Source organism: Streptomyces sp. ActVer (assembly GCF_027270795.1).
In the GTDB taxonomy this organism is placed as follows: domain Bacteria; phylum Actinomycetota; class Actinomycetes; order Streptomycetales; family Streptomycetaceae; genus Streptomyces; species Streptomyces umbrinus_A.
In genome coordinates this window covers 1-664 of sequence record NZ_JAPWHT010001003.1, presented here as the reverse complement: position 1 = coordinate 664, position 664 = coordinate 1, and the positions used below count along the sequence as shown (strand labels likewise).

General features: G+C 76.8%; 1 protein-coding gene. It reads left to right on the top strand.

Translation table 11 applies throughout. From position 1 onward, the window contains the following. Positions 1 to 474: 474 nt before the first annotated feature. Positions 475 to 664, top strand: a 190-nt coding sequence (locus O3Q52_RS53840) for a hypothetical protein (protein ID WP_269655646.1), incomplete at its 3' end; no start/stop codon positions are given.

Genomic DNA, 664 nt, shown 5'->3' with positions numbered 1-664 from the left:
GACAAGGCACGCGAGGCGCTGCGGCGTGCGGCCGGTCGCACGGGGGGCGCTACTGCTCCGCGGGCGGCGGGGGCGCAGGCGGCGCAGGGCAGGGAGGACGCGCCTGGCGTACCCGGTACGCCTCGTGTCCCGGGTACGCCAGGCGTGCAGAGGACACCAGGCGTACCTGGGACGCCAGGCGTACCAGGGGAGCCAGCCACTCAGTGGCCCTCGAACGTGCAAGGGCCGCCGGACGCGCATGGCGCACGGGACGCCGGTGGCGGCGAGGGTTCCGGGCCGGACGTCGAGTCGTCGGCGCCCGGTCGCCCCGACACGGCGGCCGGATCCCCACGCCCTGGTGACGTGGCCCGCGAGGCGTTGCGCGCCGCGAGGATTCAGGCGGAGCGGGAGCGAACTGCCGCCCGGGACAAGGGAGTCGAGGGCCGGAGGCGGCGAGGAGGGGTCGAGTCCAGCACTCCCACGCCTCGTCCGACCATGGCGAACCGCCGCGCCGCGGAACAGGTCCGGGAGCTGGCCGACCGGTTGGGCGACGCCTTCGACCTGACGGCCCGGCTGGAGAGGGAGGAGTCCGAAGACCGACCGGCGCGAACCGACGCCGCGCCGCGCAGCACGTCTCCCGCGGCGGTTCCCGCCCCCGAAGACCGGCCCGCGGGTTGGCCCGCCG